General features: G+C 74.2%; 21 protein-coding genes. 12 read left to right on the top strand and 9 right to left on the bottom strand.

The window, feature by feature from the left end:
* Positions 1-81: 81 nt before the first annotated feature.
* Complete coding sequence (locus ACFUJ1_RS10155) at positions 82-603, top strand: GNAT family N-acetyltransferase (RefSeq protein ID WP_378644488.1); 522 nt, start codon at positions 82-84, stop codon at positions 601-603.
* A gap of 145 nt (positions 604-748) precedes the next feature.
* On the opposite strand, the gene ACFUJ1_RS10150 is transcribed toward ACFUJ1_RS10155, so the two are convergent.
* Positions 749-2,248 carry a glycerol-3-phosphate dehydrogenase/oxidase gene (locus ACFUJ1_RS10150; protein WP_378644486.1) on the bottom strand — a complete coding sequence of 500 codons (1,500 nt, stop codon included), beginning with the start codon at positions 2,246-2,248 and terminating at the stop codon, positions 749-751.
* Complete coding sequence (locus ACFUJ1_RS10145; RefSeq protein WP_378644485.1) at positions 2,245-2,832, bottom strand: TetR/AcrR family transcriptional regulator; 588 nt, start codon at positions 2,830-2,832, stop codon at positions 2,245-2,247. Before ACFUJ1_RS10145 ends, ACFUJ1_RS10150 begins: the two co-directional genes overlap by 4 nt.
* Before the next feature lie 47 nt (positions 2,833-2,879).
* On the opposite strand from ACFUJ1_RS10145, the gene ACFUJ1_RS10140 reads away from it, so the two are divergent.
* Together ACFUJ1_RS10140 and ACFUJ1_RS10135 are read left to right on the top strand one after the other, a co-directional pair.
* Positions 2,880-4,514 carry an FAD-binding oxidoreductase gene (locus tag ACFUJ1_RS10140; protein ID WP_378644483.1) on the top strand — a complete coding sequence of 545 codons (1,635 nt, stop codon included), beginning with the start codon at positions 2,880-2,882 and terminating at the stop codon, positions 4,512-4,514.
* Positions 4,511-5,455, top strand: a complete 945-nt coding sequence (locus tag ACFUJ1_RS10135) for a YegS/Rv2252/BmrU family lipid kinase (RefSeq protein ID WP_378644481.1) — start codon at positions 4,511-4,513, stop codon at positions 5,453-5,455. Before ACFUJ1_RS10140 ends, ACFUJ1_RS10135 begins: the two co-directional genes overlap by 4 nt.
* A gap of 167 nt (positions 5,456-5,622) precedes the next feature.
* Here ACFUJ1_RS10135 and ACFUJ1_RS10130 read toward each other — a convergent pair whose 3' ends face one another.
* Positions 5,623-6,270: an AAA family ATPase gene (locus tag ACFUJ1_RS10130; RefSeq protein WP_378644480.1), complete on the bottom strand. Its 648-nt coding sequence runs from the start codon at positions 6,268-6,270 to the stop codon at positions 5,623-5,625.
* Positions 6,271-6,670: 400 nt separating this feature from the next.
* Here ACFUJ1_RS10130 and ACFUJ1_RS10125 point away from each other — a divergent pair, with 400 nt between their 5' ends.
* The 3 genes from ACFUJ1_RS10125 to ACFUJ1_RS10115 all read left to right on the top strand — a co-directional run bounded on the left by ACFUJ1_RS10125 (position 6,671) and on the right by ACFUJ1_RS10115 (position 11,264).
* The gene (locus tag ACFUJ1_RS10125) at positions 6,671-9,346 is read left to right on the top strand and encodes a valine--tRNA ligase (protein WP_378644478.1); all 2,676 of its coding nucleotides are present in this window, start codon (positions 6,671-6,673) and stop codon (positions 9,344-9,346) included.
* Positions 9,343-10,806, top strand: coding sequence for a bifunctional folylpolyglutamate synthase/dihydrofolate synthase (locus ACFUJ1_RS10120; RefSeq protein ID WP_378644476.1), 1,464 nt, complete (start codon positions 9,343-9,345; stop codon positions 10,804-10,806). The genes ACFUJ1_RS10125 and ACFUJ1_RS10120 overlap by 4 nt, the downstream gene beginning before the upstream one ends.
* A 92-nt stretch (positions 10,807-10,898) precedes the next feature.
* Positions 10,899-11,264, top strand: coding sequence for a DUF4233 domain-containing protein (locus ACFUJ1_RS10115; protein ID WP_378644756.1), 366 nt, complete (start codon positions 10,899-10,901; stop codon positions 11,262-11,264).
* Here the strand turns inward: ACFUJ1_RS10115 and ACFUJ1_RS10110 are convergent.
* Complete coding sequence (locus tag ACFUJ1_RS10110; protein ID WP_378644475.1) at positions 11,253-11,717, bottom strand: hypothetical protein; 465 nt, start codon at positions 11,715-11,717, stop codon at positions 11,253-11,255. The two genes, ACFUJ1_RS10115 and ACFUJ1_RS10110, sit on opposite strands and share 12 nt — an antisense overlap.
* A 122-nt stretch (positions 11,718-11,839) precedes the next feature.
* Between ACFUJ1_RS10110 and ndk the strand changes: the two genes are divergently transcribed.
* From ndk to proB, 6 genes are all read left to right on the top strand, one after another.
* Positions 11,840-12,256, top strand: a complete 417-nt coding sequence (gene ndk / locus ACFUJ1_RS10105; RefSeq protein WP_378644474.1) for a nucleoside-diphosphate kinase — start codon at positions 11,840-11,842, stop codon at positions 12,254-12,256.
* Positions 12,257-12,777: 521 nt separating this feature from the next.
* Positions 12,778-16,467, top strand: coding sequence for a translation initiation factor IF-2 N-terminal domain-containing protein (locus ACFUJ1_RS10100; RefSeq protein ID WP_378644472.1), 3,690 nt, complete (start codon positions 12,778-12,780; stop codon positions 16,465-16,467).
* A 275-nt stretch (positions 16,468-16,742) separates the two neighbouring features.
* Positions 16,743-17,054: a 50S ribosomal protein L21 gene (gene rplU / locus ACFUJ1_RS10095; RefSeq protein ID WP_067654543.1), complete on the top strand. Its 312-nt coding sequence runs from the start codon at positions 16,743-16,745 to the stop codon at positions 17,052-17,054.
* A gap of 19 nt (positions 17,055-17,073) precedes the next feature.
* Positions 17,074-17,340, top strand: coding sequence for a 50S ribosomal protein L27 (rpmA, locus tag ACFUJ1_RS10090; protein WP_233016515.1), 267 nt, complete (start codon positions 17,074-17,076; stop codon positions 17,338-17,340).
* 118 nt (positions 17,341-17,458) lie between these two features.
* The gene (gene obgE / locus ACFUJ1_RS10085; RefSeq protein ID WP_378644470.1) at positions 17,459-18,913 is read left to right on the top strand and encodes a GTPase ObgE; all 1,455 of its coding nucleotides are present in this window, start codon (positions 17,459-17,461) and stop codon (positions 18,911-18,913) included.
* Positions 18,913-20,046, top strand: a complete 1,134-nt coding sequence (gene proB / locus ACFUJ1_RS10080) for a glutamate 5-kinase (protein ID WP_378644469.1) — start codon at positions 18,913-18,915, stop codon at positions 20,044-20,046. The genes obgE and proB overlap by 1 nt, the downstream gene beginning before the upstream one ends.
* 1 nt (position 20,047) lies before the next feature.
* On the opposite strand, the gene ACFUJ1_RS10075 is transcribed toward proB, so the two are convergent.
* The 5 genes from ACFUJ1_RS10075 to ligD all read right to left on the bottom strand — a co-directional run bounded on the left by ACFUJ1_RS10075 (position 20,048) and on the right by ligD (position 24,585).
* A complete protein-coding gene (locus ACFUJ1_RS10075; RefSeq protein WP_378644467.1) occupies positions 20,048-21,439 on the bottom strand; it encodes a hypothetical protein in 1,392 nt (463 codons plus the stop codon).
* A complete protein-coding gene (locus ACFUJ1_RS10070) occupies positions 21,436-21,810 on the bottom strand; it encodes a hypothetical protein (RefSeq protein ID WP_378644466.1) in 375 nt (124 codons plus the stop codon). Before ACFUJ1_RS10070 ends, ACFUJ1_RS10075 begins: the two co-directional genes overlap by 4 nt.
* Positions 21,811-21,877: 67 nt before the next feature.
* Positions 21,878-22,579 carry an ESX secretion-associated protein EspG gene (locus tag ACFUJ1_RS10065; protein WP_378644464.1) on the bottom strand — a complete coding sequence of 234 codons (702 nt, stop codon included), beginning with the start codon at positions 22,577-22,579 and terminating at the stop codon, positions 21,878-21,880.
* A gap of 98 nt (positions 22,580-22,677) precedes the next feature.
* Positions 22,678-23,613: a D-isomer specific 2-hydroxyacid dehydrogenase family protein gene (locus tag ACFUJ1_RS10060; protein WP_378644463.1), complete on the bottom strand. Its 936-nt coding sequence runs from the start codon at positions 23,611-23,613 to the stop codon at positions 22,678-22,680.
* A 3-nt stretch (positions 23,614-23,616) separates the two neighbouring features.
* A complete protein-coding gene (gene ligD, locus ACFUJ1_RS10055; protein WP_378644461.1) occupies positions 23,617-24,585 on the bottom strand; it encodes a non-homologous end-joining DNA ligase in 969 nt (322 codons plus the stop codon).
* Positions 24,586-24,643 lie beyond the last annotated feature (58 nt).

Below are 24,643 nucleotides of genomic sequence, written 5' to 3'. Positions count from 1 at the left end.
TGGCGAAGGGCACCGCAGCGGTTGTCCGCACCGGGCGAAAAGGGGCGCGCCGGACCGGGCCGCGCGGTTAGGGTGCCTCCCGTGATCCGCCCCGCCGTCCCCGCCGACCTGCCGATCCTGCAGGAGCTCGAAAAAGCCGCGGGGGTGCCCTTCGCGGCGCTCGGCATGCACGCGGTGGCCGAGGACGATCCGCCCGCGCTCGAGGTGCTCGGCGAGTACGTCCGGGCCGAGCGGGCCTGGGTCTGGGATACGGACGGCCCGGCCGGTTACCTGGTCCTCGACCTGGTCGACGGCGCCGCGCACGTGGACCAGGTCTCGGTCGACCCGGCGCTGCGCGGCAGCCGCATCGGCCGCAGGCTGCTCGACCACGCCGCCGCGTGGGCACTGTCGCGCGGCCTGACCGCGCTCACCCTGACCACCTTCGTCGAGGTGCCGTGGAACGGCCCGTACTACCGGCGGCTCGGTTTCCGCTTCCTCGCGCCCGGCGAGGAGACGCCGGGGCTGCGCGCCCTGCGTGCCGCCGAGGCCGCGCACGGCCTCGACCACTGGCCGCGCGCCTGCATGCGCGCCGAACTCGCCGACTGGCGGGCCCTGCCCGGCTAGCCGAGAGTCACCCGTGTGCCGCACCGCCGAGCAGGAGCGGTCGTGCGCTGCACCGCCAGGCAAGGCGCGGTCGTGCGCCGCACCGCCGAGCAGGAGCGGTGCACGGCCGCCTGCGCTCAGCCGGCGGCGCGCGGCCCGCCGGTGCTCAGCCGAAGGCCGCTTCGGCGGCGGGCAGGGCCGCTTCCCGGTCGGCGGCGACGAGCCCGATCCGGCTGCGCCGGTCGAGCAGGTCGTCCGGGGAGAGCGCGCCCTCGTGGCCGATGCCGAAGGCGAACTCGGCGTGCGTGACGTCGCTCCCCGGCGCGATCGGCTCGGCCGAGCCCGCCCCGGCGACGAGCGGCGCCTCGGCGCCGTACCGCTCCAGCAGCCGCTGCGGCGCGACGAGCCGGTCCCGCGCCGCGCCGGAGACCGCGCCGACCAGCGGGAGGTCGCGAGTCCGGCACGGACCGGCGGTCAGCCCGGCGGTCCGCACCGCGGTGTCGACGGCGTCCTCCGCCATCCGGCGGTAGGTGGTGAGCTTGCCGCCGACCACCGTCACCATGCCGGTGGGCGAGACCAGCACCGCGTGCCTGCGCGAGATGTCGGCGGTGGCCCCGCCCTCGGTGCGCAGCAGCGGGCGCAGCCCGGCGAAGCTGCCGCGGATATCGCCGCGCGACAGCGGCTCCCGCAGCACCGTGTTCACCACGTCGAGCAGGAACTCGACCTCGCCGTCGGTCGGCTCGGGCACGTCCGGCACCGGCCCGGGGGCATCCTCGTCGGTGAGCCCGAGGTAGACCCGGCCGTGCGGGGCGGGCAGCGCGAAGACGAAGCGCCCGACGCTGCCCGGCACCGGCACGGTGAGCGCGGCGCTCAGCCCGCCGAACGCCGCGTCGTCGAAGACCAGGTGCGTGCCCCGGCTCGGCCGCAGCGAGATGCTCGGGTCGACGGTGTCCGCCCACACCCCGGCCGCGTTCACCACCACCCGCGGCCGCAGCTCGAGCGTCTCGCCGGAGAGCGTGTCGCGCAGCACCGCACCGCCGCGCTCGGCCGCGACCCGGGTGAGCACCAGCGCCCCGTGCGCCGCCGCGGTGCGCGCCAGCCCGACCACCAGCCTGGCGTCGTCCACCAGCTGCCCGTCCCACGCCTGTAACCCGCCGCGCAGCCCGGCGCGGCGCACGGTCGGCGCCAGCCGCAGCGTCTCGGCGGCGGCGATCCGGCGCGAGCGGGGCAGCGTGGCCGCCCCGGTGCCCGCGCCGCGGCGCAGCACGTCGCCCGCGGCGAAACCGGCCCGGACGAGGGCGCGCTGCGCGCCGCCGATCCCGGGCAGCAGCGGCACCACCTGCGGCAGCGGGCGGACCAGGTGCGGTGCCGTCCGCTCCAGCAGGATGCCGCGCTCGACCGCGCTCTCGTGCGCGATCCCGACCTGCCCGGAGGCCAGGTACCGCAGCCCGCCGTGCACCAGCTTGGAGCTCCACCGGCTGGTGCCGAAGGCCAGGTCGGCGCGCTCGGCGAGCACCGTGCGCAGGCCGCGGCTCGCCGCGTCGAGCGCCACCCCGGCACCGGTCACGCCGCCGCCGATCACCAGGACGTCGACCGCGGGGTCGGCGCCGAGCGCGGCCAGCTCGCGGGCGCGGCGGGCGGCGTTGAGGGCGGAATCGCCGGTCATGGGTTTTCCTCTCGGTCGGGCCGCAGGTAGCCGTCGACGGCGCGGGTGAGCTCGGTGTCGAGCGCGGGGCCGTCGAGCAGCTCGGCGACGGTGCCCGCCGACTGGACCGCGGACTGCACGATGAGCAGCAGCATGGTCGCCATCCGCTCCGGCTCGCCCGCGCGGATGGAGCCGTCCCGCGCGCCGTCGGCGACGGCGGCCGCGAAGAGCTCGATCAGGGCGCGCTGATTCCGGCCGAGCCTGCCGAAGACGTAGGTGAGCATGAGGTCGGTGTCGGTGCGGAAGATCTTGATGAAGAGCGGGTTCGCGCGCACCAGCCGCGCGCCGCCGACCACGCCGGTCACCAGCCTCGCCCTGGCGTCGCCGGCGGCGGGCATGCTCGTCGCGACGATCTCGCGGAGCTCGCGGACCAGCAGCTCCGCGATGAGCGAGCCGGTGTCCGGCCAGCGCCGGTAGACCGTCGGCCTGCTCACCCCGGCCCGCCGCGCCACCTCGGTGAGCGTGGTGCGCCGCACCCCGAACTCGGCAACGCAGTCGCGCGCGGCGCGGAAGATCGCGTGGTCGACGGTCTCGGGTTCCGGCACGTTTCCCCTCGGCTTACTGCTTGACAGTTCGTGTCACACTGTAACGCATGGTGGAGACGAGGAATCCCGCGGCCGAGACCGACCGGACGGCGTCCGCACCGGGTATGGTGTGGGACGCCTGGGGGGTCCCCGCCGGGCACAAGCCGCTCCCGGAGCAGGTCCGGAGCCTGGTCACCCAGGTTTTCGGGGTTTCGGGGGAGCCGGTGGCGCGCCGCGATGAGGGCGGCGTGCCACTACCGGAGCCCGCCCTGCCCGCGGCGCTGCTCGCCGGGCTCGGCGCGGTGACCGGCGCCGAGCACGTGTCGACGGAGCACCGCGACCGGCTCCGCCACGCGGGCGGCAAGAGCACCCCCGACCTGCTGCGCCGCCGCGCGACCGGCACCCAGGAGGCGCCGGACGCGGTGGTCTTCCCCGGCAGCCACGACGAGGTGCTCGCGCTCCTCTCCTTCTGCGCCGACCTGAAGATCGCCGTGGTCCCGTTCGGCGGCGGCACCAGCGTGGTCGGCGGGGTGCAGCCGCTGCGCGGCGACTGCGCGGCGGTCATCGCGCTCGACCTGCGCAGGCTGGACGGGCTGACCGAGGTCGACCCCGTCGCGGGCACCGCGACCCTCGGCGCCGGGCTCACCGGCCCGCAGGCGGAGGCGCTGCTGGCCGGGCACGGCCTCTCGCTCGGCCACTACCCGCAGAGCTTCGAGTTCGCCAGCATCGGCGGCTTCGCCGCGACCCGCTCGTCCGGGCAGGCATCGGCCGGGTACGGCCGCTTCGACGACATGGTGGAGCGGCTCACCGTCGCCACCCCGGCTGGCACGCTCGCGCTCGGCCGCGCCCCCGCCTCGGCGGCGGGCCCCGACCTGCGCGCGCTCTTCCTCGGCTCCGAGGGCACGCTCGGCGTGCTCACCGCGGTGACGCTGCGGGTGCATCCGATCCCCGCCGCGGTCGAGTACCAGGCATGGTCCTTCCCCGACTTCGAAACCGGCGCCGCCGCACTCCGTTCTGTGGTGCAGGCGGGCGCGTCGCCGACCGTGCTCCGGCTCTCCGACGAGGCCGAGACCGGGGTGAACCTGGCCCGCTCCGGCGATATCGGCGGCGGCGCCGTGGCCGGCTGCCTCGCCGTGACCACCGTCGAGGGCAGCGCGGCGCACGTGGCCGCCCGCTCCGCCGAGGCGCACGCCCTGCTGACGGCCGCGGGCGGCACCGCGCTCGGGCCGCAACCGGCGCGCGACTGGGAGCACGGCCGCTTCGGCGCGCCCTACCTGCGCGACGCGCTGCTCGACGTCGGGGTGCTCTGCGAGACGCTGGAGACCGCGACCACCTGGTCGAACCTGAGCGCGCTCAAGGCCGCCGTCACCGCCGCGCTCACCGCGGCGCTGCAGGGGCAGGGCACGCCGCCGCTGGTCATGTGCCACGTCTCGCACACCTACCCGACCGGCGCCTCGCTCTACTTCACCGTGGTCGCCAAGCAGCTCGACGATCCCGCCGAGCAGTGGGCGATCGCGAAAACCGCGGCGGGCGACGCCATCACCGGGCACGGCGGGACCATCACCCACCACCACGCCGTCGGCACCGACCACCGCGCGTGGATGTCAGCGGAGATCGGCGATCTCGGCGTGCGGGTGCTGCGCGCGGTCAAGCGCGAGCTCGACCCGGCGGGCATCCTCAACCCCGGAAAGCTGCTGCCGTGATCCGCCGGGTCACCGTCGTGACCAACCCGCACTCCGGGGCCGGGCGCGGGCACGGCGTCGCAGGTGCCACGCTAGCCGCGCTCACCGAGCGCGGCGCCGAGATCACCGAGGTGCGGGCCGCGACGGCGGCCGAATCGGTGCGGCTGGTGACGGATTCGGTGCGCGGCCGGGAGCCGCGGCCGGACGCGGTGGTCTGCGTCGGCGGCGACGGGCTGGTCAACGTGCTGCTGCCCGCGCTGGCGAACACCGGGGTCGCGCTCGGGCTCGTCCCCGCCGGGACCGGCAACGACCTGGCCCGCGAACTCGGCATCCCGGTGGACGACCCGGTCGCGGCGGTCGACCTGCTGCTCGCCGGGAACGTCCGCACGCTCGATCTGGGGCTGATCGAGGGGGCCGCGGGGGAGCAGTGGTTCGTGACCGTCGCCGGCACCGGCTTCGACGCGCGGGTGACGTTGCGCGCCAATGCCATGCGCAGGCCGCGCGGCTCGCTGCGCTACACCGTGGCCGCGCTCGCCGAGCTGGGCAGCGGGCTCGGCGTGCCCTACCGGCTGGAGCTGGCCGGGCTCGCCCCCGGCGCCCTGGACAACCCGGCCACCGCCGACGGCAGCGCCGTGCTGGAGACCGAGGCCGTCATGGTGGCGATCGGCAACACCCGCACCTACGGCGGCGGCATGCTGATCTGCCCCGACGCCGAACCGGACGACGGGCTGCTCGACCTCACCGTGGTCGGCGCGGTCTCCCGGCTGGAGATGCTGCGCCTGCTCCCCGCGCTCTCCGCGGGCAGGCGGATCGACCACCCGGCCACCACCCAGCTGCGGGTGGCCGAGGTGACGCTCACCGCGCCCGGCGCCCCCGCCACCGCCGACGGCGAACCGGCGGGCGAGCTGCCGATCACCGTGCGCGCCGTCCCCGCCGCCCTGCGCGTCCTGGTGCCGAGCTAGACCGAGGTGGGCCGCGTGCGCGGGGCCGACGGCGAACCGCGCGGAGCGCGTGCGTGCACCCGTTCTCCGGCGCGGTGCGGGCTCTGGTTCACCGCCTCGGCGGGCACCACGGAGACTGTGGCCCGTGCGGGCCGTCGCCGCGATCCGGCGGCGGGAGTGCGCGGATCTCAGTCCTCGAAGACGATGCGCTGCAGGCGGTTCAGCGCCGCGCGGTCGGTGAGCACGGCAGAGGTCGTCCGTCCGGGCGCGGCGGTGTCGCTGACCGCGTCGGCGACCAGCCCGCGCCAGCGCCTGCAGTGCAGCGCGAAGGTGACCGGATTGATCCGCCGCCCGCGCGCCCGCTGCCCCGCCCGCGCCACCTCGGGCGCGACGTCGAGCATGACGACGTGCAGCTCCCGCCCCGCCTCCGCGGTCCAGCGGGCGATCATCCGCCTGGCCCAGCGGTAGGTCCCGCAGTCGTGGATCACCACCGGCCCGGCCGCGCCGCGCAGCGCCGCGCGCACCGCGCGGTAGTGCGCGACGTGCACCACCGGCCGCCACAGCGGGTACGGCAGCCAGGCCAGGCTGCGCCGCCAGCGCACCCTGGCCTGGTGCGAATCGACGACGACGGCGCCGCGCTCGGTGCGCGCGGGGGCGTCGGCGTCCGGCTCGGTGCCGAAGAAGGTGTGCAGCGCGGTGCTCTTGCCCGCGCCGGGGATGCCCGCGACGACCAGCGCGGCCCGCGCCGGATAGCGCAATTCGCCGACGGCGCCGCCGGTTTCGCCGTGCCTGCGCAGATCGTGCAACGTGTGCGGCGCGAGTGCGAAGGCCCGCACAACGGGCAAATCGGGCTCGGGCGATGAGACCGATGCAATCTCCAGCGGGGGGTTCACCCCTTCCAGACTCCCCATCGAAAGCCGCTTCGGCAACCGGGAAAACCCTGGGATCACCAGGCTTTCGGCATCGCGGCCCCGCGGACCGCCCCGGCTACTCGCCGGTACGGGGCACCGACCGAATCCGCCGACCTCGGAAAAGGACGTATCGGATACGGCCCCGGCGAGACGGAGAATTCCCAGCTAGGCGGCCGGTTTTCGGAAGCTGAGAATCCCCTGTGGATACTCCGTCCGGCGGATGATCGCCGGTAAGCTCAGGGGTGTCGGCGGGGCGTCCGGTGTCCCTCATCCATCGGACGCCCCGCCGATCTATCGTCTCGGGCGGTATCCGTAGAATCACGGCGTGACCAGCACAGCCCCCGACAGTTCGCGTAATCGTGCCGAAGAACTCCCCAAGAGCTGGAATCCCGGCGAGGTGGAGTCGCCGATGTACGAGCGCTGGGTAGCCGCTGGATACTTCGCCGCCGATCCGGCGAGCGGCAAGCCGCCGTACTCCATCGTCCTCCCGCCGCCCAACGTCACCGGCAACCTGCACATGGGCCACGCCCTCGACCACACCGTCATGGACACGCTCACCCGCCGCAAACGCATGCAGGGCTACGAGGTGCTCTGGCTGCCCGGCATGGACCACGCCGGCATCGCCACCCAGTCCGTGGTGGAGAAGCAACTCGCGGTGGACGGCAAGACCAAGGAAGACTTCGGCCGCGAGCTCTTCATCGACAAGGTGTGGGACTGGAAGCGCGAGTCCGGCGGCGCCATCCAGTGGCAGATGCGCGCGCTCGGCGACGGCGTCGACTGGGGCCGCGACCGCTTCACCATGGACGACGGCCTCTCCCGCGCGGTGCAGACCATCTTCAAGCGGCTCTACGACGCCGGGCTCATCTACCGCGCCGAGCGGCTGGTGAACTGGTCGCCCGCGCTGCGCACCGCGATCTCCGACATCGAGGTCAAGTACGAGGACGTCCCCGGCGAATTGGTCTCGCTGCGCTACGGCTCGCTGGACGACGCCGAGCCGCACGTGGTGGTGGCCACCACCCGGGTGGAGACCATGCTCGGTGACACCGCGGTCGCGGTGCACCCGGAGGATCCGCGGTACCGGGCGATGGTCGGCACGACGATCGAGCACCCGATCACCGGGCGGCAGATCCCGATCGTCGCCGACGACTACGTCGACCCGGAGTTCGGCACCGGCGCGGTGAAGATCACCCCCGCGCACGACCCGAACGACTTCGAGCTCGGGCTCCGGCACGACCTGCCGATGCCGACGATCATGGACGAGCGCGGCCTGATCACCGGGACCGGCACCGAGTTCGACGGCATGGACCGCTTCGAGGCCAGGGTCGCGGTGCGCGAGCGGCTGGCCCGCGAGGGCCGCGTGGTCGCCGAGAAGCGGCCCTACCTGCACAGCGTCGGGCACTCCGAGCGCAGCGGCGAGCCGATCGAGCCGCGGCTCTCCATGCAGTGGTGGGTGCGGGTGGAGACGCTGGCCGAGGCCGCGGGCGACGCCGTGCGCGACGGCGACGTGGTGATCCACCCGGCGAGCCAGGAGCCGCGCTGGTTCGAGTGGGTCGACAACATGCACGACTGGTGCATCTCGCGCCAGCTGTGGTGGGGCCACCGCATCCCGATCTGGTACGGCCCGGACGGCGAGGTGGCCTGCCTCGGCCCGGACGAGACCGCCCCCGAGGGCTGGGAGCAGGACCCGGACGTCCTGGACACCTGGTTCTCCTCCGGGCTGTGGCCCTTCTCCACCATGGGCTGGCCGGAACACACCGCCGAGCTGGAGCGCTTCTACCCGACCAGCGTGCTGGTGACCGGCTACGACATCATCTTCTTCTGGGTCGCCCGGATGATGATGTTCGGCATGTACGTCAGCGAGGACGCGCCGCTCACCGACGGCAAGCCCGCCGGGCAGAAGCAGGTGCCGTTCCAGGACGTCTTCCTGCACGGGCTGATCCGCGACGAGCACGGCCGCAAGATGTCGAAGTCGAAGGGCAACGGCATCGACCCGCTGGAGTGGGTCCGCGACTACGGCGCCGACGCGCTGCGCTTCACGCTGGCCCGCGGCGCGCAGCCGGGCGGCGACCTCTCGGTCGGCCCCGCGCACGTGCTCGCCTCCCGCAGCTTCGTCACCAAGCTCTTCAATGCCACCAAGTTCGCGCTGATCAACGGGGCCCGCACCGGCGACCTGCCCGCCGACCGCACCGACGCCGACCAGTGGATCCTGGACCGGCTGGACTCGGTGATCGTCGAGGTGGACGCGGCCTTCGACAGCTACGAGTTCGGCAAGGCCTGCGAGGCGCTCTACCACTTCGCCTGGGACGAGCTCTGCGACTGGTACCTGGAGCTGGCCAAGGTGCAGTTCGCCGAGAGCGACGCGCGCGCCGAGAACACCAGGGTGGTGCTCGGCCACGTGCTCGACTCGGTGCTGCGGCTGCTGCACCCGGTGATCCCGTTCGTCACCGAGGAGCTGTGGCGCGCGCTGACCGGCGGCGAGTCGGTGGTGATCGCGCCGTGGCCGCGCTCGACCGGGGTCGCCCCCGACGCCGAGGTGACCCGCAGGCTCACCGACGCGCAGCGGCTGATCACCGAGATCCGCCGGTTCCGCAGCGACCAGGGCCTCACCGACAAGCAGCGGGTCGCCGCGGTGCTGGACGGGCTGGGTGCGGCCGGGCTGGACCCACACCGCGCGAGCATCACCAGCCTGGCCCGGCTGACCGCGGCGGACGCGGATTTCGCCGCCACCGCCGAGGTCGAGGTCCGGCTCAGCACCACGACGGTGACCGTCCGGGTGGACACCTCGGGCACCGTCGACCTGGCGGCCGAGCGCCGCAGGCTGGAGAAGGACCTGGCCGCCGCGGAGAAGGAGCTCTCCGGCACCACCGCCAAACTCGGCAACGAGGCCTTCCTGGCCAAGGCGCCGGAGCCGGTGGTGGACAAGATCCGGACCAGGCGCGATGTCGCCGCGGCCGAGGTGGAGCGGATCGGCGCCCGCCTCGCCGAGCTGAGCGCGCGGTGACCGGGCCCGACGGCAACCCCGACCCGGAGACCCGGCTCGGCGCGGACGCCAGGCTCGGCACCGGCGCCTCGCCGGTGGAGCTGGCCGAGCTGGCGCTGGTCGAGGCCGAGCTCGACAAGCGCTGGCCGGAGACGAAGATCGAGCCGTCGCTGACCCGGATCTCCACGCTGATGGACCTGCTCGGCTCGCCGCAGCACGGCTACCCGGCGATCCACGTCGCGGGCACCAACGGCAAGACCTCGGTGACCAGGCTGATCGACGCGCTGCTCACCGCGCTGCACCGGCGCACCGGCCGGATCACCAGCCCGCACCTGCAGCTGGCCACCGAGCGGATCGCGGTCGACAACGCGCCGATCACCCCCGGCCGCTACGTCGAGCTGTACCGCGAGCTGCTGCCGTACCTGGAGCTGATCGACGCCCGCTCGATCGCCGCGGGCGGCCCGGCCCTGAGCAAGTTCGAGGTGCTCACCGGCATGGCCTTCGCGGCCTTCGCCGAGGCGCCGGTCGACGTCGCCGTGGTGGAGACCGGGATGGGCGGCACCTGGGACGCCACCAACGTGGTCGACGGCCAGGTCGCGGTGATCACCCCGATCGGGCTCGACCACATCGACTACCTCGGCCCCGACCTCACCTCCATCGCGGGCGAGAAGGCCGGAATCATCAAGAAGGCACCGGAGGGCCTGGTGCCGAGGGACACCGTCGCGATCATCGCCGAGCAGCAGCCGGAGGCGATGGAGGTGTTGCTGCGCCGCGCGGTCGAGGTCGACGCCGCGGTGGCGCGCGAGGGGTCGGAGTTCCGGATCCTCGGCAGGCGGATCGCGGTCGGCGGCCAGCAACTGGAGCTGCAGGGGCTCGGCGGGGTCTACGACGACATCTTCCTTCCGCTGCACGGGGAGCACCAGGCGCACAACGCGGTGCTCGCGCTGGCCGCGGTCGAGGCGTTCTTCGGGGCGGGCGCGGACCGGCAGCTCGACATCGACGCGGTGCGCGCCGGGTTCGCCGCCGCGGCCAGCCCGGGCCGGATGGAGCGCATGCGCAACGCGCCGACCATCTTCGTCGACGCCGCGCACAACCCGGAGGGCGCGCGGGCGCTCGCCGCCACGCTCACCGCGGAGTTCGACTTCCGCAAGCTGGTCGGGGTGGTCGGCGTGCTCGGCGACAAGGACGTGCCCGGCATCCTGGAGGCGCTGGAGCCGGTCTTCGACGAGATCGTCGTCACGCAGAACGGCTCGCCACGCGCGCTCGACGCGGATGCGCTCGCCGACCTCGCGGTGCAGCGCTTCGGTGACGAGCGCGTGGTCACCGCGCCCACCCTGCCGGACGCGCTGGAGACCGCGATCGCGCTGGCCGAGGAGGTCGGCGACGCGGGGGAGGCGGTATCCGGCGCGGGGGTGGTGGTCACCGGGTCGGTGGTCACCGCGGGCGCCGCGCGCGCCCTGTTCGGAAAGGACCCGGCGTGAGCGAGTCAGGCCAGGAACGCGGCGCCGAAGGGGTATCGGGCGGGCCGCCGGAATCCGGCACGAGTGCGGCCGCGCCCGAAGTGCCCGATCCCATGAAGGGGTTCCGCGGCGTCATGGCCGGGACGCTCGTGCTCGAGGCCATCGTGGTGCTGCTGGCGCTGCCGGTGGTCGCCACCGTCGGCGGCGGGATCACCTGGGTCTCCGGGATCTACCTGGTCGGGCTCGGCGTGGTGATGTTCCTCGGCGCTGGGCTGCAGGGCCGGTCCTGGGCGATCCCGTTCAACCTGGCGCTGCAGGTGCTGGTGATCGCGGGCGCGCTGTTCCACCTGTCGATCGGCGTGATCGGGCTGATCTTCGCGATCGTCTGGGCCTTCCTGCTGATCCTGCGGCACGACGTCAAGAAGCGCTACGACCAGGGGCTGCTGCCCAGCCAGCGGCTGCGTCGCTCAGGCGGGTAGCACGGCGAGCAGGACGAGGCGGTTCCCGGTCTCCTCCAGGTAGGCCCGCGGCCACCACTCGGAGGCGGTCTCGCCGGTGAGCGCGCGGTCCAGCGCGCGGCCGGTGCGGAACGGGCCCGCGGGCAGCAGCGGCCGCAGCGGGTCGCGCAGGTCGGGGTCCTCGCCGGTGAGCAGGCTCAGGGCCCGGAGCTCCCCGGCGCGGTCCGGCCGCAGCTCGACGACGGCCTCGATCCACACCGTGCTCGGGCCGGGCGCGGCGCCGCGCTCCGAGTTGTTGTCCCAGCTGACCCACTCGGTGGACACCGGCTCGCCGAGCCCGGGGAAGCGCTGGGTCAGCGGCTCCGGTTCGTGCCGCACCGGCAGGCTCTGCCCCGGCGTGGTCCGCTCGGCGCAGCCCGTGGCGACCGCGAGCGCCACCGCCGCGAGCGCCACCAGCCGCGTCACTGCCGTCATCGCGTCACTGCCGTCATCGACTCCGCCCGCCTCCCGTCCGGTTCTCGCCGCACCCTAGCGGTGCGCGGGCCGCCCGGTGGCCGATGGGGTGTCCGGGCGGTTCGTGTCCTAGGCTCGGCGCCGTGACCGAACAGACGTTGGTACTGATCAAGCCCGACGGCGTGCGCCGCGGCCTCGTCGGCGAGGTGCTCGCCCGGATCGAGCGCAAGGGCCTGAAGATCGCGGCACTGGAGCTGAAGCACGTCTCCGCCGAGCTGGCCGGCAGCCACTACGCCGAGCACGCCGAGAAGCCGTTCTACGGCTCCCTCATCGAGTTCATCACCTCCGGCCCCGTGGTCGCCGCCGTGCTGGAGGGGCCGCGCGCCATCTCCGCGTTCCGGCAGCTCGCGGGCGGTACCGACCCGGTGGAGAAGGCGGTGACCGGAAGCATCCGCGGCGACCTCGCGCTGGAGACCCAGGAGAACCTGGTGCACGGCTCCGACTCGCCCGAATCCGCCAAGCGCGAGATCGCGCTCTGGTTCCCGGAAACCAGGGGCTGACCGGCCCCGCGGCCTGCCCGCGGCCCGGGGTGCGCGGTGCTTTCGCACCGCACCCCGGCCGCCCGCCCGCCGTTCCCGAGCGCCGATGGCGAACCCCCGGCGTCCGGTATGGGATACTGGCTGTGGCCGTGGACGACGCCGCCGACTTCGCGCAGGTACGCGAACGGCGGTCGGCGCACTCGGCCGGATGACACCGCGGTTCGATGCCGATCATCGCTGCCACGGCCCCGCCCACGATCTGGGTGCGGGCCATCCCGGCACGCTGGATGAGCGCTCACGCCGCGGGGTTCAGCCGTACAGCCAGGCTCCGCGTGACCAGTTGGACCGACCGATGACAGACCAGGTGATAACCGGGCACGCGGGGCGAGACCACTGACCGCACGCCGACGAGGCGCGTGGATGGGACAACGCCCCCGCGACGGCCGCGTCACTCCGTACCGGGAGGGACGCGCCCGGGGGCCCGAGGAGACTTCGTGGCCGAAAAAGAGCCGCTGCACACAACAAAACAGGATGCCGAAGAATTGCCGGAGCGAATCCGAGTTCATGCCCTCGCCAAGCTGCTCGGCACGACGAGCAAGCGCATCCTGGCCAAACTGACCGAACTGGGGTCCGAGGCGCGGAGCGCGCAGTCCAATGTGGACCGCGACGTCGCGCACTCGGTGCGCCAAGCCTTCGCCGAGCAGGATCCCGAGGGTTCGCCGGGGGTTGCCCCGGCGGTAGCCGAACCGGCGTCCGCCGCCGAGCCCGCGATCGCGGAGCCTGCGGGCGAGACGTCCGCGGGGGGTGACGCCGCAGCCGGTGCGCCCGCTGTCGCCGAGCCCGTCGCAGGCGGCAAGCCCACCCGCAGGCGGCGCGCGACCCGTGCCTCCGGCGCGGAACCCACCGCGGGCGCGCCCAGCGCCACCGGGGACTCCGGCGCGGATGCCGAGACCGGGAACCGAGGCGCGGATGCCGCGCCGGAGCGGGTGCACACCCCCGCGCACGGCAGCCTCTTCACGCACCTGGAGACGCCTGAGGAGCCGGTCGCGGCCTACGACGCCGCCGCCGTCGCCGTCCCGCTCTTCCAGGCGCCGGACGCCGCCGCGGCGGAGGAGGAGCGCAAACGCCGCCGCGCCGAGCGCGAGGCCGCCAAGCGCAGCCGCGAGGAGGAACGCGCCCGCGACGAGGCCGCGCGGCAGGCCCGCGCCGAGCAGGCCGAGGACGACCGGAGGGCCGAGCAGGCCCGTGCCGAGCAGGCGCCGGACGACGGCGACGACGAGGACGACGACCGCGAGTCCGGCGAGCACGACGACGACCAGCCGCGCCGCAGGCGCCGCGGCCGCCGCGGCCGCGGGCGCGGCAGGGGCGAGCAGAACTCGGACGGCGACGACGACGAGCGCACCGAGTCCGATGACGACGACCAGCGCGAGGACGAGCCAGAGGGCCGCGCCCGCGACACCGGGGACCGCGCCGGCGACAACGGCGACCGCGCCGACGACACCGGGGGTCGCTCCGACGACGTCAAGGCGGACGACGGCGACGACTCCGACGACGACGATGACGACGAGTCCGGCGTGCCCGAGGGCGCGACCAGGCGCCGCCGCAGGCGCCGCAGGCGCAAGGTCGGCGGCGACGCCGACTCCGGCGACGCCGCCTCCGAGGACGACCCGCCGAACACCGTCGTGCACGAGCGCGAACCGCGCGCCAAGAGCCGCAAGCCGGTCGACGAGGTGCAGGGCATCTCCGGCTCCACCCGGCTGGAGGCCAAGCGGCAGCGCAGGCGGGACGGCAGGGAGGCCGGGCGGCGCCGCCCGCCGATCCTCACCGAGTCCGAGTTCCTCGCCCGCCGCGAAGCGGTCGACCGGGTCATGGTGGTGCGCGAGAAGTCCTTCCCCGACCATCCCACCGCCACCCAGGTCGCGGTGCTCGAGGACGACATCCTGGTCGAGCACTTCGTGACCAGCACCGGCCAGGCCTCGATGGTCGGCAACGTGTACCTGGGCAAGGTGCAGAACGTGCTGCCGAGCATGGAGGCGGCCTTCGTCGACATCGGCCGCGGCCGCAACGGCGTGCTCTACGCCGGTGAGGTGAACTGGGAGGCCGCCAAGCTCGGCGGCCGCGAGCGCAAGATCGAGCAGGCGCTGCGCCCCGGCGACCAGGTGCTGGTCCAGGTCTCCAAGGACCCGGTCGGGCACAAGGGCGCCCGGCTCACCACCCAGATCAGCCTGGCGGGCCGGTTCCTGGTGTACGTGCCGAGCGGCACGTCGGCCGGGATCAGCCGGAAGCTGCCGGACACCGAGCGCAAGCGGCTCAAGGAGATCCTGCGCGACATCGTCCCCGACGACGCGGGCGTCATCATCCGCACCGCATCCGAGGGCGTGAGCGCGGCCGAGCTGGCCCGCGACGTGGAGCGGCTGCAGGCCGCCTGGCGCACCATCGAGGAGGCGGCGAAGGGCGGCTCCGGCGCGCCCAAGACGCTCTACGAGGAGCCCGACCTGCTGGTCAAGGTCGTCCGCGACCTCTTCAACGAGGATTTCTCCAACCTGGTCATCGAGGGTGACCGGGCCTGGAGCACGGTGGAGAACTACGTCCGCACGGTCGCGCCGGACATGCTGTCCCGGGTGCACCGGCACGACAACGGCAACGTCGACGCCTTCCAGACGTACCGGATCGACGAGCAGCTGGCCAAGGCGCTCGACCGCAAGGTCTGGCTGCCCTCCGGCGGCACGCTGGTCATCGACCGCACCGAGGCGATGACGGTGGTCGACGTCAACACCGGCAAGTTCACCGGGTCGGGCGGCAGCAACCTGGAGGAGACGGTCACCAGGAACAACCTGGAGGCGGCCGAGGAGATCGTGCGCCAGATGCGGCTGCGCGACATCGGCGGCATGATCGTCGTCGACTTCATCGACATGGTGCTGGAGTCCAACCGCGACCTGGTGCTGCGCAGGCTCACCGAGGCGCTGGGCCGGGATCGCACCCGGCACCAGGTCTCCGAGGTGACCTCGCTCGGGCTGGTCCAGATGACCCGCAAGAAGCTGGGCACCGGGCTGGTCGAGGCCTTCTCCACCACCTGTGAGCACTGCCACGGCCGCGGGCTCATCGTGCACAGCTACCCGGTCGACGGCGGTAGCGCGCCGGAGGAGAGCGGCGGTGGCCGCGGTGGCCGCGGCGAGAGCGGGACGCGGCGGCGGCGCGGCCGGGACAAGGGCGCCGCGGCGCCCGCCCCCTCCGGCAACGGCGTCCCGCAGCCGGAGCACGACGAGGACACCGCCACCCGGCGGGCGCACCCGGTCGCGCTGGCCATGGCCGCCGCGCACCAGGGCGACGAGGTGCTCGCGAGCGATATCGCGGACGGGGCCGACGAGGCCGCCGTCACGCCCTCCGGCCCGGATGTCGCGGTCGTGATCGGGGCGGGGACCACCGGGCCCGACGCGGGCGACGACGCCGAGCACGTGCCCAGCGGCCGTGGGCGCAGGCGCAGCAGGCGGGCCTCCCGCGGGGCCGGCCGGGCCGGCGCCGAGGAGCGTGCGGCCACCGAGCAGGTGGCAGCGGAGTCGGCGACGACCGCGCAGGTGGCTGCCGAGCGCACGGCAACCGAGCGGACCGTCGGTGAGCCGGTTGCAGCAGGTCAGGCGACGGGCGAAGCCGAGGCCGATCCGGCGACGAGTTCGGCGATCGAGCCGGGTGATGCGCCCTCCGCGGCGGATGTCGCCGAGGTCGCCGCGGAGATCGCCGACGGTCAGCAGGTTGCGGATGCCGCCGCGGAAGCAGCGGAGTCCGCCGAGGAGGCGGATGCCGCGCAGCCGGTTGCCGAGCAGGCGGTTGTCGAGCAGCCGGTTGCTGACGCATCGGTCGCTGATGCCGGGCAGCGGGACGCCGGGGCGGCAGCCGCCGCACCGGAGCCCGCCGCGGCGGCGGGCGAGGCCGCGGATGCGGCCCGCTCGGCGATCGAGCCGGGTGACGCGCCGTCGGCCGACGCCGTCGCCGCGGTGGCGGACCAGGTGAACGGCGCGTCCGCACCGCCCTCCCGCCGCCGCCGGGTGGCCCGATCGGCCGCCGCGCCGAGCACGGACAGCGCGGGCGCCGTCTTCGTGCTCTCCGGCGCGGCCCCCGCCGCCGAGCCCGCCCCGGCCGCCCCGGTCGGCGAGGAGGCGGCCCAGGTGCCGCGCGGCCGCCAGCGCCGCCGCGCGGTCGGCCGCCCCGCGGGTCCGCCGGTCGACGGCGAATGACCCGTTCGCCCCGGGATCACCCGTGGTCCCGGGGCGATTGGGAGGTCGAGGATGCCCTCTGGTAACCTTGCCCAGTCGCTGTCCGGCGATGTTTGCGCTGCTGTCAAGTCCTTTCGGACTTTCGCGCAGCGCCGCGACCGGGATCGTGCGACAACCCGCTGAGCATCGCTTGGGCAGCCCGGCTGCGCACGATCAGGGGCAGGACACCGAAGACAGTCGTGGCGCCGACGCGCCGCGGGAGAACGAAGAAACAGTCGAGTGGAGGAAGCCGACCGATGGCAACGTACGCGATCGTCAAGACCGGCGGAAAGCAGTACAAGGTCGCGGTCGGTGACCTGGTGAAGGTCGAGAAGATCGAGGGCAAGGTCGGCACCGCGGTGCAGCTCGCCCCGGTCCTCGTCGTCGACGGCGCCGATCTGACCACCGACGCCGACAAGCTGGCGAAGGTCAATGTGGCCGCCGAGGTCGTCGAGCACACCAAGGGCCCGAAGATCCGCATCCACAAGTTCAAGAACAAGACCGGCTACCACAAGCGTCAGGGTCACCGTCAGCCACTGACGGTCCTGAAGGTCACCGGCATCAAGTAATCGGCGAGGAGAAGCAGCCATGGCACACAAGAAGGGCGCGTCCAGCTCGCGCAACGGTCGTGACTCGAACGCCCAGCGCCTCGGCGTGAAGCGCTTCGGCGGGCAGGCGGTGCAGGCGGGCGAGATCCTGGTCCGGCAGCGCGGCACCCACTTCCACCCCGGCGTGAACGTCGGCCGCGGTGGCGACGACACCCTGTTCGCCCTGGCGACGGGCGCGGTGGCGTTCGGCACCAAGCGGGGTCGCAAGACCGTGAACATCGTGGTTCCGGAGCCGGCGCAGGCCTGACGCCGCCGCCACTTCCGAATACCAAGTCAGCGGGTCAGGGTGAGACACCCTGGCCCGCTTTCGCGTTTCCGAATCGGGCCGGACGGGCCCGCGACCCTCGAGGGAGGATGATCGGCCTATGTCCAAGTTCATCGATCGGGTCGTCGTGCACGTCCACGCGGGCAACGGGGGACACGGCTGCGCCTCGGTGCACCGCGAGAAGTTCAAGCCGCTCGGCGGCCCGGACGGCGGCAACGGCGGCAACGGCGGCGACGTCGTGCTCGAGGTGGACGCCAACGTCCACACGCTGCTCGACTTCCACTTCCACCCGCACGCCAAGGCGGGCAGCGGCAAGCCGGGCGAGGGCAGCAACCGGGACGGCAAGCGCGGCGGCGAGCTGGTGCTGAAGGTGCCGGACGGCACCGTCGTGCTGGACGGGAAGGGCGAGGTGCTGGCCGACCTGGTCGGCGCCGGACAGCGCTTCGTCGCCGCCCGCGGCGGCCGCGGCGGCCTCGGCAACGCCTCGCTGGCGTCGAAGGCGCGCAAGGCGCCCGGCTTCGCGCTGCTCGGCGAGGAGGGCGAAGAGAACGAGCTGGTGCTCGAGCTCAAGTCGGTGGCCGACGTCGGGCTGGTCGGCTTCCCGTCGGCGGGCAAGTCCTCGCTGGTGTCGGTGCTCTCCGCGGCCAAGCCCAAGATCGCCGACTACCCGTTCACCACGCTGGTGCCGAACCTCGGTGTCGTGCTGGCGGGCGAGATCACCTTCACCGTCGCCGACGTGCCCGGCCTGATCCCCGGCGCGAGCAGCGGCCGCGGCCTCGGGCTCGACTTCCTGCGGCACCTGGAGCGCTGCGCCGTGCTCGCGCACGTGGTCGACTGCGCCACCCTCGAGCCCGGCCGCGACCCGGTCTCCGACGTGGACGCGCTGGAGGACGAGCTCGCCGCCTACCGCCCCGCGCTGGCGGGCGACATCGGGCTCGGCGACCTGGCCGACCGGCCGCGCGTCGTGATCCTGAACAAGGTCGATGTGCCGGACGCCGCCGAGCTGGCCGAGATGGTGCGCCCCGAGTTCGAGGCGCGCGGCTGGCCGGTCTTCGAGATCTCGGCGGTGAGCAGGGAGGGGCTGCGGCCGCTCACCTTCGCCCTCGCCGAGCTGGTCGGCGGTTACCGCGAGGCGCATCCGAAGGCGGAGCCGAAGCGGCAGGTGATCCGGCCCGTCGCGACCGACGAGTCCGGCTTCACCGTCATCCCCGACCCGAACGAGCCGGGCGGCTTCGTCGTCCGCGGCGTCCGGCCGGAGCGCTGGGTGCGGCAGACCCAGTTCGACAACGACGAGGCCGTCGGCTACCTGGCCGACCGGCTGGCCCGGCTCGGCGTCGAGGACAAGCTGGTCAAGCTCGGTGCGAAGCCGGGCGCCTCGGTGACCATCGGCCCGGTGACCTTCGACTGGGAGCCGCAGATCTCGGCAGGCGTCGACATGGTGCCCACCGGGCGCGGCACCGACCTCCGGCTGGAGAACAACGACCGGATCGGCGCGGCCGAGCGCAAGCACGCCTCCCGGGTCCGGCGCGGGCTGGTCGAGGACGGAGACGAGTAATGACGGGCGCTGACCTACGCTCCGGGATCGAGCTGAGCGAGGCCAGGCAGGCCATCGCGGGCGCGCGTCGCGTGGTGGTGAAGATCGGCTCCTCCGCGCTCACCAGTCTGGCGGGCGGGCTGGACACGGTGCGGCTGGATCGGCTCGCCGACGCCGTCGAGGCGCGCATGCAGGCGGGCTCCGACGTCGTCGTCGTCTCCTCCGGCGCCATCGGCGCCGGGATCGCACCGCTCGGATTGACCACGCGGCCCCGCGATCTCGCGACCAAGCAGGCCGCGGCGAGCGTCGGGCAGCTGGCGCTCGCGCACGCCTGGGGCACCTCGTTCGCCCGGTACCGCCGCACGGTCGGGCAGGTGCTGCTCAGCGCCGACGACTTCTCCCGCCGCGAGCACCACCGCAATGCCCAGCGCACACTGGACCGGCTGCGCTCGCTCGGCGCGGTCGCGGTGGTGAACGAGAACGACACGGTCGCCACCGAGGAGATCCGGTTCGGCGACAACGACCGGCTCGCCGCGCTGGTCGCGCACCTGGTCGGCGCCGACGCGCTGGTGCTGCTCTCCGATGTGGCCGGGCTCTACGACGGCGATCCGCGCAAGGGCGACGCCGCGCTCATCCCCGAGGTGCGCAGCAGCGCCGACCTGGACGGCGTGATCGCCGGGACCGGCGGCGTGCTCGGCACCGGCGGGATGGCGTCCAAGCTCTCCGCGGCGCGGCTCGCCGCCGATGCCGGGATGCCGGTGTTGCTCGCCGCCGCGGCCGACGCGGCGGCGGCGCTCACCGCGGGCACCGTCGGCACGGCCTTCGCGGCGCGGCCGGTGCGGTTGTCCGCGCGCAAGTTCTGGGTCAGGCACGCGGCCGACAGCAGGGGGGCGCTGCTGCTCGACGAGGGGGCGGTGCAGGCCGTGGCGCACCGGCGGCGGTCGCTGCTCGCCGCCGGGATCGTCGGGGTGCGCGGGCGGTTCTCCGGCGGGGACGTGGTCGATCTGGTCGCGCCCGACGAGCGGGTGGTCGCGCGCGGGATCGTCGAGTACGACAGCACCGAGCTGACCGGCGTGCTCGGCCGCTCCACCGGCGAACTCCCGGACACCATGCAGCGCCCGGTGATCCACGCCGACGACCTGGTCAGCGTGTAGTTCAGGCGCCAGGGATGACGCCGGGCTGGTCGGTCGTCGTCCCCGGCGGCGGGGTGGCCTCGCCGCCCTCCGGCACCGGGCCGGTGATGCCGGGCTGGCCGTCCGGATCCGGCAGGGTCGGGTCGCCCGAGCCGCTCGGCGGGGGCGGGGGAGCGGGGGCCGGTGCCTGGGGAGGTGTCGTCTGCTCCGTCGGCGGCGCCGGTTCCGGGCTCGGGGGTGCGGAAGACTCCGGAGCGGGCGCCGGGCTCGCCGGTGCGGAAGACTCCGGGCTCGGCACGGGCTCGGGCGCCGGGCTCGGTACCGGTGCGGGCTCCGGTGTCGGTGCGCTGCTCGATGGCGGTTCCGGAGCCGGATCCGCAGGCGCGCTGCCCCCGGGCACTTGACCATCCGGGCCCGAGCCCCCGGGCGCTTGCCCACCGGGGCCTGAGCCCTCGGGCGCTTGCCCACCGGGACCAGGGTCGCCGGGCGCTTGCGCACCCGGCCCCGAGTCCCCGGGTGCCTGCCCGTCCGGCCCGGTACCACCGGGTGCCTGCCCGTCCGGCCCGGCGCCACCGGGTGCCTGCCCATCCGGGCCGGTGCCACCGGGTGCCTCCGCGCCGGGGCTGGAATCGCCGGGAGTCTGCCCGCCGGAATCGGGCGCCTGCCCCTCCGGACCCGTCTCGCCGGGCGCCTGCCCCTCCGGGCCGATGCCCTCGGGCGTCTGCCCGTCCGGGACGGTGCCTTCGGGCCCCTGCCCCTCCGACTCGGAGTCCGAGGGCACCTCCTCGGAACCCTCCGGCCCCTGACTCCCGTACTCCGACGGGTACGAATCCCACTCGGGTACAGCCCCGTTCGGCGCCGCCGACGATCCGCCGGGCAGCGGGGGCGGCGCGGGCAGCGCCGGAACCCCGTCCCCTGCCGCCTGATACGCGGGCTTGTAGACCATGTTCATGGCCAGCAACGCTTCCTGCCGCAGCAGCTCCTGCGTCATCTGCGCGTCGATGATCCGCGCCGACTCGAGCAGCCGCGCGATGGCCCCGACCGGCCCGGAATCCCCCGGCGGCACCACCGCCACCTTCACCGCCTCCGCGGCGGCCGCGACCGCCCCGAGCCGCGCCCCGACCTGCCCCATGACGGCGGCGAGCTCGTCCACCGAGGCGGCGAAACTGCGCGCGCTCGCGTAGGCGGCGTCGGCGGTCGCGCCCTCCCACTCCAGGGAGTTCATCACCCGGTCGACGCTGGCCCTGGTCAGCGGCATCGAGGTGGCGAGCGTGCCCGCCGCCTCCAGCCAGGTCACCGAGGCGCGCAGGACGGCGCCCGCGTCGATCTGCTGGGTGCGCGCGTGGATCTCCTCGTGTGTCATCGACTCGAAGTGCTCCATCGAGCTGACGTAGGTCGGGTCGGTTCCGGTCATCGCGGTTGCCTCGCATCGATGGCGCGCAGCGCGGCGGCGGCCGCGGCGTCGGCTTCTTCGAACAGCCCGGCGCTCAGCAGGAACGCCTCCTTCATCCGGTGGGCGGCCTCGATGTACCGGTCGAGCAGCGCCGCCGCGTCCCGCGCCTTGTGCGCGAACCCGGCCTGCAGCTGCTGCGCCGAGACGAAGCCGCCGAACCCGTGCAGCTCGCCGACCGACTCCAGCCGCTGCCGCAGGTAGAGCAGCCGGTCGGCCTGGTGGTCGTACATCTCGGCGCACCGCCGCGCGGCCGCCGGGTCGAAGGCGACGGAGCCGGTCCGCGCCTGCTCGCCGAATCTCGCGATATCGGCTCGGCTGGTCTCGATCGTCATCACGCACCCCCGGAGATCGTCGGACGCGTTCAGACTATCCCGAGACGCCGATCCCCGACACCGAAGCTCAGGCCGGAATCCGTTTCTGCAGTTGCGCGGCGAGCTGCTCGGTGCCGGCGGGCACCAGGTGCACGGTGTCGCCGGACTTGATCAGGTAGCGGCCGTCGCCGTCGACATCGATCCAGGTGTAGTGCAGCGCGGGCGGCGGGGCGGGCCGGTCGTGCCTGGCCTCGATCCGGATGTGCCCCTCGGCGGTGTGCGGCTGCAGCAGCACCTTCCGGATCAGCCGGGCGGCGGGCGGAAGGCCGTGTGTCTCCTCGTCCTGCACCGCGTCCACCGTCGCGGCCCGCGCGGGCAGCCTGCCCGCCCGCGCGGGGGGCAGCGCCTGCGCGATGCGCGCGCCGAGCTTGTTGGTGTGCCCGATCGAGAGCCGGACCGTGCCACCGAATTCCGGCTTCCGGCCCGGTTCCTGCACGACGAGCACCGCGTGGTCGAAGACCGCGCAGGCCAGCAGCCGGATCTCGGCGCCGGGCCGGTGCCCGCCGCCGATCACGACGATCCGGGTGTGCGGTGCGGAGAGCAGCCGCAGGCAGGCGGTGAGGTCCGGGTCGGCGCGGTGCGGCAGCCGGGCGGAGAGCTCGACGCGCAGCTTCTCCGCGGCGTCCTCGGTGCGCGGGCTCTCCAGGATCCGGAGCGGATAGGGCACCCGGTCGCTCTCCGTCTCCCGCCAGACGTGGGCGAACTCGTCCGGGGTGAAGCTCCAACCCATGTGCCGATCACATCCTCACCCACCCGCCGAGACGGCCCGAGCCTAACCGCGCCGCGCACGGCAGCGAAAGACCGCGTTCCGCGCGCGGACTCGATCGATCAGTACCCGGCGCCCGGATCGACCGGGGCGAGCAGGTCGTCACCGGCCGCGAAGCGGATCACGTTCTCCCGCACGTGCGCCGCGAAGGCGGCCACCCGCACCTGCGGCGGATTCGAGTCGTGCGGGGTGATGATCACGTTCGGCAAGGTCCAGAGCGGGTGCCCGTCCGGGAGCGGCTCCGGGTCGGTGACGTCCAGCCCGGCGCCGCCGATTGTGCCCGCGCGCAGCGCCGCCACCAGCGCGTCGGTATCGACCAGGCTGCCCCTGGCGACATTGATCACCCACGAGTTCGGCCGCAGCAGAGCCAGTTCCGCCGAGCCGATCAGGTGCGCGGTGGCGGGCGTCGCCGGGGCGGCGACGACGACATGGTCGGCCACCGGCCACACCGTGTCCAGCCGGTCGGCGGCCACGGTGGTGATCCCGTCCGGGATGCCGGGGCCGGCCACCGGACGGCCGGAACGGTTCACCGCGATCACCTCGGCGCCCAGCGTCAGCAGCGAGGGGATCAGCGCCTTGCCGATTCCGCCCGCCCCGACCACGGCGACCGTGCTGCCGCGCAGCGTGCCGACGCGCGGCAGGAAGTCCTTCTGCCGCCAGGTGGTCGCGCGCAGGTGCTCGGGCAGGTAGCGGACCCCGGCGAGCAGCAGCGCCAGCGCGTGCTCGGCCACGGTCGCGGAGAAGGCACCGGCCGCGGAGGTGAAGCGGACCCCTGGGTTCCGCTCCAGCACCCCGGCCGCGACGAAATCCTCGATCCCGGCCGCGGGCAGCTGGACCCACTCGATCCCGGCGGGCAGCTGCTCCGGGAAGCCGCCTGCCTTCGTCACCCAGACCAGGGCGCTGGCATCGGCGAGCGCGGCGAGTTCGCCGCCGCCCGCCTCGATCGCCGCGCGCAGTTCGTCCGGGACCTCGGGGGCCACGGCGACCGGAATCGTCACGCTCTACTCCTCGTTCTCGCTGTCCAGCTCGACGGCATCGACGCCGTCGCGATCGGCCCGCTCCAGCAGCGGGTCGATCCGGAACACGGCGTCGTCGATGCCCGCGTGCAGGTCGCCGAGCTCGGCGAAGCGCGCGGGCACGGTCCGCACCGTGAAGTCTCGCGGGTCGATGTCGGGGATCTCGTCCCAGCGCACCGGGGTGGAGACGGTGGCCTCCGGCACGCCGCGCACCGAGTAGGCGGCGGCGATGGTGTGATCCCGCGCGTTCTGGTTGTAGTCCACGAAGAGCTGTGACGGGTCGCGGTCCTTGCGCCACCAGGTGGTGGTCACGTCGTCGGGCGCGCGGCGCCGCACCTCCTCGGCGAAGGCCAGTGCGGCGCGGCGCACCTCGGTGAAGCCGTGCTCCGGCGCGATCCGCACGTAGACGTGCAGCCCCTTGCCGCCGGAGGTCTTCGGCCAGCCGACGGCGCCGAACTCGTCCAGCACCTCGTGCACGACGCCGGCCACCCGCCGCACCCGGGACCACGGGCAGTCCGGCATGGGGTCGAGGTCGATCCGCCACTCGTCCGGGCGCTCGGTGTCGGCGGCGCGCGAGTTCCAGGGGTGGAACTCGACGGTGGACATCTGCACCGCCCAGACCACGTCGGCGAGCTCGCGCACGCACAGCTCGTCGGCGTGCCTGCCGTAGCGCGGGAAGAAGACCCGGACCGTCGGCACCCAGTCCGGTGCGCCCGCGGGCAGCCGTTTCTGGTGCACCTTGGCCCCGGCCAGCCCCTTCGGGAAGCGGTGCAGCATGCACGGCCGCTCGCGCAGCGCGTTCACGATGCCCGGGCCGACGCTCAGGTAGTACTGCACCAGGTCGAGCTTGGTCAGCCCGAGGTCGGGGAAGTAGACCCGGTCGGGGTTGCTGATCCGGACCGCGCGGCCGCCCACGTCGAGCTCGAGCGCGGGAGACGACGATTTGCCGGGCACCCCGTCGACCCTAGCGGCAGGGGTGCCGCGGTGCGCGGCACGCGAGCCGATGTCGCGG

It is taken from the genome of Nocardia sp. NPDC057227 (genome assembly GCF_042669725.1).
Lineage (GTDB): Bacteria > Actinomycetota > Actinomycetes > Mycobacteriales > Mycobacteriaceae > Nocardia > Nocardia asteroides_A.
Note: the sequence above shows the minus strand (reverse complement) of the source record. Positions and strands in the feature narration are given on the sequence as shown.